The sequence below is a fragment of the Streptomyces sp. GbtcB6 genome, assembly GCF_019091475.1.
GTDB lineage: Bacteria > Actinomycetota > Actinomycetes > Streptomycetales > Streptomycetaceae > Streptomyces > Streptomyces hyaluromycini.
In genome coordinates, this window is record NZ_JAGXJL010000113.1 from 1 (window position 1) to 9544 (window position 9544).

Genomic DNA, 9544 nt, shown 5'->3' on the forward strand with positions numbered 1-9544 from the left:
CTCCTGATCGCCGAGGGCGGCACCGAGCGCGGACATGCCGTGAGCATCGCCCGGGGCGCCCGTCCGGACGGCCCCTTCGAGGGCTGCCCGGCCAATCCGGTGCTCAGCGCCCGCAGTACCGCCCGCCCGGTCCAGAACACCGGCCACGCCGACCTGGTGCGCACCCCTGACGGAGGCTGGGCGCTGTTCCTGCTGGGCATGCGGCCCGGGGGCCTGACCAGAGCGTTCTCCCCCATGGGCCGGGAGACGTTCAGCACCGCGCTGGAGTGGGTCGACGGCTGGCCGGTGGTGCAGCCGGTCGAGCTGACACCGGCCACCGGACCGGTCGTCCGCCACGACGACTTCACCGGCGCCGAACTCGGCCCGGAATGGCTCTCGATACGGACACCGGCCGCCGACTGGTCCTCGCTCACCGAGCGCCCGGGCCACCTCGTCGTGCATGCCGACGGCTCCGCCATGGACGACCCGCGGCCACGGTTCGTCGGCCGTCGCCAGCAGCACCGGTCGGCCGTCTTCGCGGTCCGGGTGGACAGCACCGGCGGAGTCGGCGGGCTGAGCCTGCGGATCGACGAACGCCACCACTACGACATCGAGGTGGGGGCCGGCATCGCCCGGGCCCGCGCCCGGGTGGGCGGGCTCTGCCAGACCTGGGAGCAGCCGATTGCCCCCGGGCCGGTGACCGTACAGATCAAGACCGAGCCGGTCAGCGGTATGGGCCTCGACGCCCTCGGCCCGGACCTGGTCCGGCTGTCCGCCGACTCCGGCACCGGACCGGTCGAACTCGCGGTGCTCGACGGCCGCTATGTCTCCGCCGAGACCTCGGCGTCCTTCACGGGCCGTGTCGTCGGCATGTACGCCGCCGAAGGAACCGTCGCCTTCGACCGGTTCGGTTACCGGGGCGAGGACTGACGCCTTCGTCCCGTCCGAGACACCCGTCCCAGACACCCGACCGGCACCTGACAGAAAGTCACCAGTACCGCATGGGCACATTCTTTCCGCGCCTGCTCTTCGGAGCCGCCTACTACACCGAGTACCAGCCCTACGAGCGGCTCGCGCAGGACCTCGATCTGATGGCCGAGGCCGGGTTCAGTGTCATCCGGGTCGGCGAGTCGGTCTGGTCGACCTGGGAACCCCGCGAGGGGCAGTTCGACCTCGACTGGCTGCAACCCGTGCTCGACGCCGCCCACGACCGCGGCATCAAGGCGATCGTGGGCACCCCGACCTACGCCGTCCCGCCGTGGCTGCGCCGCAAGTACCCGGAGACGGCGGCCCGTTCCGGCACCGGGCAGCCCATTCCGTACGGGATGCGGCAGGACGCGGACTACTCGCACCCCGCCTTCCGGCATCTCGCCGAGCGGCTGGTCCGCAGGATCGTGGGGCGCTACGCCGACCACCCGGCGGTCATCGGCTGGCAGGTCGACAACGAGCCCGGCCTGCGGCTCTTCCACAACGACTCGGTGTTCCAGGGCTTCCTGGACCACCTCCGGGAACGCTACGGCGACGTCGAGACCCTCAACCGCCGCTGGGGGCTGACCTACTGGTCCCACCGGCTGCAGGACTGGGCGGACCTGTGGACCCCCGACGGCAACTCCACCCCGTCGTACGACCTCGCCTGGCGCCGCTACCAGTCCCGGCTGACCCAGGAGTACATCACCTGGCACGCCGAGCTGGTCCGCGGCCTCGTGCCGGAGCACCACTTCGTCACCACCTGTGTCGCCCTCGGCCAGCAGGGCCTGGACATCTCGGCGATCGGCCGGCCCCTCGACGTCACCGGGGCGAACATCTACTACGCCGGCCAGGAGGGGCTGGCCCTGCCGGGACCCGACGAGCCGGACGGCGGACTGTATCCGTTCTTCGTCCCCTGGTCCGGCCCCGCCTGGCTCTCCCTCCAGAACGACCTGGCGCGCGGCATCCGCCAGGAACCCTTCCTCGTCATGGAGACCAACGCCACCTCGATCGGCGGCTCCGCGGACAACTTCCCCCTCTACCGGGGCCAGGCCCGGCAGGCCGTGTGGAGCATGGTCGCGCGCGGCGCCAGGATGATCGAGTACTGGCACTGGCACTCCCTGCACTACGGCGCCGAGACCTACTGGGGCGGCATCCTCGGCCACAGCCTGGAGCCCGGCCGGACGTACGAGGAACTCTCGGTGATCGCCGAGGAGCTCCGGCGGGCCGGTCCGGCGATCGACGGCCTGCGGCCCCGCAGCGACGTCGCGATGCTGCTGTCCGCCGACAGCCGCTGGGCCATGGAGTTCATGGCGCCGCTCAGGGGGAACGCCCCCGCCTGGTTCGGCGATCCGCAGTCCTACGACCGCATCGTCGCCGCGTTCTACCGGGGGCTGTTCGACGCCGGGCTCTCCGTCGACATCGTTGCCCCGGAGCAACTCCCCTCCAGTCCAGAGGAGTTGGTGGACCGCTGGCCGGTGCTGGCCGTCCCGGCGCTGTACGTCGCGGACGACGCGACGCTCGATCTGCTGCGCCGGTACGCCGAAGCCGGCGGCCATCTCGTCCTCACTCCCCGCACCGGCTACGCCGACGAGGAGGCCGTCGCCCGGCACGAGGTCATGCCCGGAGTGCTGCGCCCCGCCGCGGGCGCGTACTACCAGGAGTTCACCAATGTGCTGACCCCGGTCACGATCACCTCGGCGGGCGGGACAGTGCCGGGCCCCGCCCTGCACGGACAGGCCACCGCATGGGCCGACGGGCTCGTCCCGGAGGGCGCCACCGTCCTCGCCGGGTACGGGCATCCGCACCTGGGCCAGTTCGCCGCCGTCACCACCCACGAGTACGGCGCCGGCCGGGTGACGTACGTCGGCACCGTCCCGGACCGCGAGCTCTCGCACAGCCTCGCGGACTGGGTCGCCGCGGTCTCGCTCCCGTCCGACGCCTGGCGTGCCGACCGGCCGGCGTCCGTCACCTGTACGTCGGCCGCCACCGCCGACGGCGCCGTCCTGCGCTTCGTCCACAACTGGGCCTGGGATCCGGTCGATTACCGCCTGCCAGGAGACGTGCGCGACCTGTTCACCGGTGAGCCCCTCGCCGCCGGAAGCCCGCTCGCGCTCGGGCCCTGGGACGTCCGGGTGCTCGTCGAGCGCGACAGCCGGCGCGATATCGAGCGCGACGGCGACGCCCCCGTGATGTCCCCTTCCCCCACCGACCCCACATCTTCGAGGAGGACGCCGTGACCCGGCAGCCCACCCCCACCGACGCCCCGTCCGCGGCCGACGAAGCAGAGTTCGCCAGGCGCCTCGGCGCGCTCACCCTGGAACAGAAGGTGAGGCTGCTGACCGGCGCGGACTTCTGGTCCCTCCATCCCGAACCCGCCGTCGGCCTGCGCCGGCTGGTCGTCTCGGACGGCCCGGCCGGAGTCCGCGGCGAGCTGTGGGACGAGCGCAGCCCCTCCGCCAACGTGCCCTCGCCCACGGCGCTGGCCGCCACCTGGGACGAGCCGCTGATCGAGGGGCTGGGCGGGCTGCTCGCCCACGAGGCGCGCGGCAAGGGCGTGGACGTCCTCCTCGCCCCCACCGTGAACCTGCACCGCACCCCCTACGGCGGACGGCACTTCGAGTGCTTCAGTGAGGACCCGCTGCTCACCGCGCGAATCGGGGTCGCCTATGTGCGAGGTGTGCAGGGCGGCGGCGTCGCGGCCACCGTGAAGCACTTCGTCGGCAACGACTCGGAGACCGAGCGGATGACGGTCGACGCGCGGATCGGCGAACGAGCCCTGCGGGAGCTGTACCTGACGCCGTTCGAGCGAATCGTCGGCGAGGGCCGCGTCTGGGCCGTCATGGCCGCCTACAACGGGGTCAACGGGCACCCGATGACCGAGAGCCCGCTGCTGCGCGAGGTCCTGCACGACGACTGGGGCTTCGACGGGCTGGTGATGTCGGACTGGTTCGCCACCCGCACCACCGAGCCGTCGGCGCGCGCCGCACTCGACCTGGTGATGCCCGGCCCGATCGGACCGTGGGGCGACGCGCTGGTCGCAGCCGTGCGCAAGGGCAAGGTCGACGAGGCGCTCGTGGACGACAAGGTGCTGCGGCTGCTGCGGCTCGCCGCCCGGGTCGGCGCGCTGAGCGGTGTGCCCGCCACCGCCCGGCCGCCGCAGTACGACGCGGCGTCGGTGGCGGCCCGGCTGCGCAGGACCGCCGCCGCCGGATTCGTGCTGGCCCGCAACGAGAACGCCGTACTGCCGCTGGACCGCACCGCCCTGAACCGGGTCGCCGTCCTGGGCCCCAACGCCGCCGTGGCCCGGACCCTCGGCGGCGGCAGTGCCACCGTCTTCCCGCCCTACACCGTCTCCCCCCTCGACGGCCTGCGCGCCGCCCTGGGCGACGGCGTCGAGGTCACCCACGGAGTCGGCGTCACCCCGCAGACCCGCACCCCCGCAGCGGCACTGTCCTACCTCCGCCACCCCGACGGCTCCGGCGAGGGCACGCAGGTGCGCTTCCTCGCCGCGGACGGCACCCCGCTCGGCTCCGAGCGCCGCGCCGGGGCCGCCTACACCTGGATGGGGTCCTACGGCCCCGGAGTGCCCGCCGGTCAGGTCGCCCGGGTGGAGGTCCGCACCGTCATCCGCGCGGCCGACGCCGGCCGGTACGCGATCGGCGGCTCGGGCATCGGCCGCTTCCGGATGTCCGTCGCGGGGGTCGAGGTCTTCGACGTACGCCTGCAACTCCCGCCGGGCGCGGACCTGGTGGAGGGGCTGATGACTCCGCCCCAGCACCTCCACACCATCGACCTGGCGGAGGGCGAGGAGACCGAGGTCGTCCTCACCCACGACATCGACTCCGTCTCCGCGGGCGACGGCATCGGTGACGCGGTCACCGTGTTCCAGCTCAACCTCCAGCCGCCGCACGGCAGCGACGACGAGGAGATCGAGCGGGCCGTGGCACTCGCCCGCGCGGCCGATGTCGCCGTGGTCGTGGTCGGCACCACCGAGGAGGTCGAGAGCGAGGGCTTCGACCGCGACAGCCTGGCCCTGCCCGGCCGGCAGGACGAACTCGTCCGCCGGGTCGCCGAGGCCAACCCCCGTACCGTCGTGGTGGTCAACTCCGGGGCCCCGGTGCTGCTCCCCTGGGCCGAAGAGGTGCCGGCGGTGCTGCTCGCCTGGTTCCCCGGGCAGGAGTTCGGCAACGCGCTCGCCGATGTCCTGCTGGGCGTGGCGGAGCCGGGCGGACGGCTGCCGACGGTCTGGCCCGCGTCCGAGCGGGGGCTGCCCGCCACCGAGCCGGTCGACGGCGTCCTCGCCTACGACGAGGGGCTGTTCATCGGCTACCGGGGCGACGGCCGTGCCGGATGGCAGCCGCCCCGCTACGGCTTCGGCCACGGACTCGGGTACACCACCTGGGACTACGTCTCGATCGACGTCCCCGGCGAGGTGCGGCCCGACGCCGACTTCACGGCGGAGGTACGGATACGTAACAGTGGCACGCGGCACGGCAAGGAGGTCGTGCAGGTGTACGCGGGCCGTCCGGGCAGTGGTGTGGAGCGCCCGGTCCGCTGGCTCGCCGGGTTCGCCGCGGTCGAGGCGGCGGCCGGCGAGGAGGTCGTCGTGACGGTGCGGCTGGACGCGCGGGCGCTGCGGCACTGGGACACCGAGGCGGGCCGCTGGGCGGTCGAGCCGGGGACCTTCAGGCTGGCAGCGGGCCCGTCGTCGATGACCCTGCCGCTCACCGCCGAGATCGCCGTCGGCCGGTCATGAGCGGTGCACAGCCGGAAACCGAGCCGGTCGCCGCCCCCTGGCGGCAGACCGAGATCACCCTGACCGGAGCGCGCGAGTACGCCAACCCCTACACGGACGTCGACGTATGGGCCGAGTTCACGCACGAGTCCGGGACCGTACTGCGCCGCCCGGCCTTCTGGGACGGCGGCCGGGTCTGGAAGGTCCGGTTCGCCTCCCCCGGGACGGACGGCCGCTGGACCTGGCGCAGCGGCTGTTCCGTCGCGGACGAGGGGCTGTCCGGGCAGCGCGGGGCGCTCGTCGTCCGCCCCGCGGCGGACGACGGCAACGCCTTCCACCGGCACGGCTTCTGGCGGATGTCGCCCGGCGGACGCAGCCTGGTGCACGCCGACGGGACGCCCGCGCTGCTGGTCGGCGACACCGCCTGGGCCCTGCCCTGGCGGGCCACCGGGGAACAGGTCACGCGGTACGCCGCCGACCGGCGGGCCAAGGGCTTCAACGCGGCCCTGCTGATGAGCGTCCAGCCCGACATGGACGCGCGCGGGCCGCGTGACCGCACCGCGGACGAGGGGTTCGACGTCGGCTTCGAGGACCTGCCCACCGGGCACGTCAATGTGCTGAACCCGGCGTACTTCCAGTACCTCGACCGGCTGACCGGCATCCTCCGCGACCACGGGATCGTCCCCGTGCTCCAGCCGCTCTTCCACGGGTTCGGCTGGAAGGGCCTGCGGGCGGCGGGCCCGGTGGTCCCACCGCAGGAGTACGCGCGCTACTGCCGCTACCTGGTCGCCCGCTATGGCGCAGCTCCGGCCGTCTACCTGGTCGGCGCCGACGGCGAGGGCGGCGAACCGCAGATCGCGGCGGGCGGCGCGGAGGTCGGCCGCTGGGACGGCTACGGCCAGCCCTGCGGCATCCACTACCGGCCGCACGCCGACAACCGCGCCCACCAGAGCGAGGCCTGGCTGCACTTCCAGTGGTGCCAGACCGGCCACATGGGCGGGCACGTCCAGGAACGGGTCGCGGACATGTGGCGGAACACCCCGGCCAAGGCGGTGGCCAACGGCGAGCCGACGTACGAGAACACCGGCCGTCCCGGCCGGGCCGCGGGCTGGTGGCAGGGGCACGAGGCCTGGAGCAACCTCTGCGCCGGCGGCACGATGGGCGTGGTGTACGGCGCGGCGAGCCTGTGGCAGTGGCGGCTGCACGCCTCCGAACCCGGGCACGAGGACTTCTTCCTCGCCAAGGACGCGGGCTGGCGGGAGGCGCTGGACTTCGAGGGCTCCCGCCATGTCGGGCTGATCTCCGGAATACTCGACGGCCTGCCGCTGACGGACATGCGGCCGGACTGGCGGTCCGCCCTGGCACCCCGGGGCCTGTCCGTCCCCGGCGTGCTGTACCTCTGCTACGCGGAGGAGGGCGGCCCCCTGGCCGTCACCGATCCGGAGAACGTCCCGCTCCCCTACCGGGTGGTCGACCCCCGGACCGGCGAGACCGTCCGCGAGGGCGTACGCGCCACCGCCGGGGAACCCGTCCCTGACGAGGGCGGTGCCCCACGGGTGTACATCTGCCATGACCCGAACCGGAGTTGACGCCTGTGCACGTCACACCACCCGCCTTCGAGCACCACCGCGAGCCCCTGGGCATCGGCGAGTCCGCTCCCCGCCTGAGCTGGCGCACGGTCACCGACGCCGCGGGCTGGCGGCAGGCCGCCCACCAGGTGGAGATCACCGCCGCCGACGGCACGGTCCTCGCCGACACCGGGCGCGTGGCGTCCGCCCCTTCCCTCCTCGTTCCCTGGCCCGGGCGGCGGCTCGGGTCCCCGGGGGGAGTCGGCGTACGCGTACGCGTCTGGGGCGAGGGCGAGGACGAGCCGTCGCCCTGGTCGCCGGCCGCGAACGCCGAGACCGGACTCCTCGAACCGGCCGACTGGACGGCCCGGCCCGTCACCCCGGACCACACCGCCTCCGAAGAACCGCTGCCCGTGGCCCTGCTCCGCCGCGACTTCGCCCTCACCGGTCCGGTCGCCTCGGCCCGGCTGTACGTCACCGCGTACGGCGTCTACGAGGCCGAGATCAACGGCGAGCGCGTCGGCGACCACGTCCTGGCCCCCGGCTGGACCTCCTACCCGCACCGGTTGCGCTACCAGACCTTCGACGTCACCCCACTGCTGCGGACCGGCGAGAACACCATCGGGGCGCTGCTCGGCGAAGGCTGGTACACCGGGCGGCTGGGCTTCCACGGCGGCAGCCGCAACATCTACGGTGACCACCGCGCGCTCCTTGCCCAGCTGGAGATCGTGTACGCCGACGGCACGGCTCGGACCGTCGGCACCGACGCACATTGGCGTACGGCGACGGGCCCCGTGCTGCGTTCGGAGATCTACGACGGTGAGGTCTACGACGCCCGGCGGGAGCGGCCGGGCTGGTCCTCGCCGGGACACGACGCGTCCGACTGGGCACCGGTCCGTGAACTCGCGCCTCCTCGGGCCGAGTTGGTGGCACCGACCGGGCCTCCGGTGCGGCGCGTCCAGACCGTGGCACCGGTCGCGGTCCTCACGACACCGTCCGGGAGGACCGTCCTGGACTTCGGGCAGAACCTGGTCGGCCGACTGCGCATCCGCGTCTCGGGTCCCGCGGGCCACGAGGTCACCCTGCGCCACGCGGAGGTGCTGGAACACGGCGAACTGAGCACCCGCCCCCTACGGATCGCCCGCGCCACCGACACGTACGTCCTGCGCGGCGAAGGCGCGGAGACAAGCGAGGGCATGGAGGTGTACGAACCCCGCTTCACCTTCCACGGCTTCCGGTACGCCGAGATCGGGAACTGGCCCGGACCGCTCGACCCCACCCGCGTCGAAGCGGTCGTGCTGCACACGGACATGGCCCGCACCGGCTGGTTCGAGAGCTCCGACCCGCTGGTCGACCGGCTGCACGAGAACGTCGTGCAGGGCATGCGCGGCAACTTCCTCGACATCCCCACGGACTGCCCGCAGCGCGACGAACGCATGGGCTGGACCGGCGACATCCAGGTCTTCGCACCCACCGCGTCCTTCCTCCACGACTGCTCCGGCATGCTGCTCGGCTGGCTGCGCGACCTGTCCGCGGAACAGCTGGCACGGCCGGACGGCGTACCGCCCCTGGTCGTCCCCGACGTACTGCCGGCCGCGTTCGAGGGCGTGGGCGCGCAGGCGGTGTGGGCCGACGTCGCGGTGCTCCTCCCATGGACCCTGTACCAGCGATACGGGGACCTGGAGATCCTCCGTGTCCAGTACCCGAGCATGCGGGCCTGGGGTGAGGCCACGATCCGGCTCACCGCCGAGGGCGACGGACTGTGGCGGCAGGACTTCCAGCTCGGGGACTGGCTCGACCCGCAGGCCCCGCCGGACCGTCCGGGCGAGGCACGGACCGACGGCGACCTGGTCGCCAACGCGTACGTCGTCCGCTCGGCAGAGGTTCTCGCCGAGACCGCCGAACTCCTCGACGACACGGAGAACGCGGCCCGCTTCCGCGCACACGCACAGGCCGTACGCGAGCGGTTCGCCGACCATTTCGTCACCCCTGACGGCCGGCTGGCGTCGGACACCCAGACCGCGTACGCCCTGGCCGTCGCCTTCTCCCTCCTCCCGACGGAACGCCAACGGCGGGGCGCTGCCCGACAGTTGGCGTACATCGTGCGCCGCGCGTCCTTCCGTATCGCCACCGGTTTCACCGGCACGCCGCTGATCTGCGACGCCCTGTGCGCGGCGGGCGAACCGCAGCTCGCCTATCGCATGCTCCTGGAGAAGGGCTGCCCGTCCTGGCTCTACCCGGTGACCATGGGCGCCACCACCATCTGGGAGCGCTGGGACTCGATGCTGTCCGA

General features: G+C 73.3%; 5 protein-coding genes. All 5 read left to right on the forward strand.

Annotation, left to right across the window (positions count from 1 at the left end; genetic code table 11):
- A partial coding sequence (locus tag KVT45_RS53890; protein ID WP_217562278.1) for a family 43 glycosylhydrolase occupies positions 1-909 on the forward strand: 909 nt, incomplete at its 5' end.
- 71 nt (positions 910-980) lie between these two features.
- Positions 981-3185, forward strand: coding sequence for a beta-galactosidase (locus tag KVT45_RS53895; RefSeq protein WP_217562280.1), 2205 nt, complete (start codon positions 981-983; stop codon positions 3183-3185).
- Entirely contained in the window at positions 3182-5704 is a 2523-nt protein-coding gene (locus KVT45_RS53900; protein WP_217562282.1) for a beta-glucosidase, read from the forward strand. The genes KVT45_RS53895 and KVT45_RS53900 overlap by 4 nt, the downstream gene beginning before the upstream one ends.
- Positions 5701-7272: a DUF4038 domain-containing protein gene (locus tag KVT45_RS53905; RefSeq protein WP_217562284.1), complete on the forward strand. Its 1572-nt coding sequence runs from the start codon at positions 5701-5703 to the stop codon at positions 7270-7272. Before KVT45_RS53900 ends, KVT45_RS53905 begins: the two co-directional genes overlap by 4 nt.
- Positions 7273-7277: 5 nt before the next feature.
- A partial coding sequence (locus KVT45_RS53910) for a family 78 glycoside hydrolase catalytic domain (protein ID WP_217562286.1) occupies positions 7278-9544 on the forward strand: 2267 nt, incomplete at its 3' end.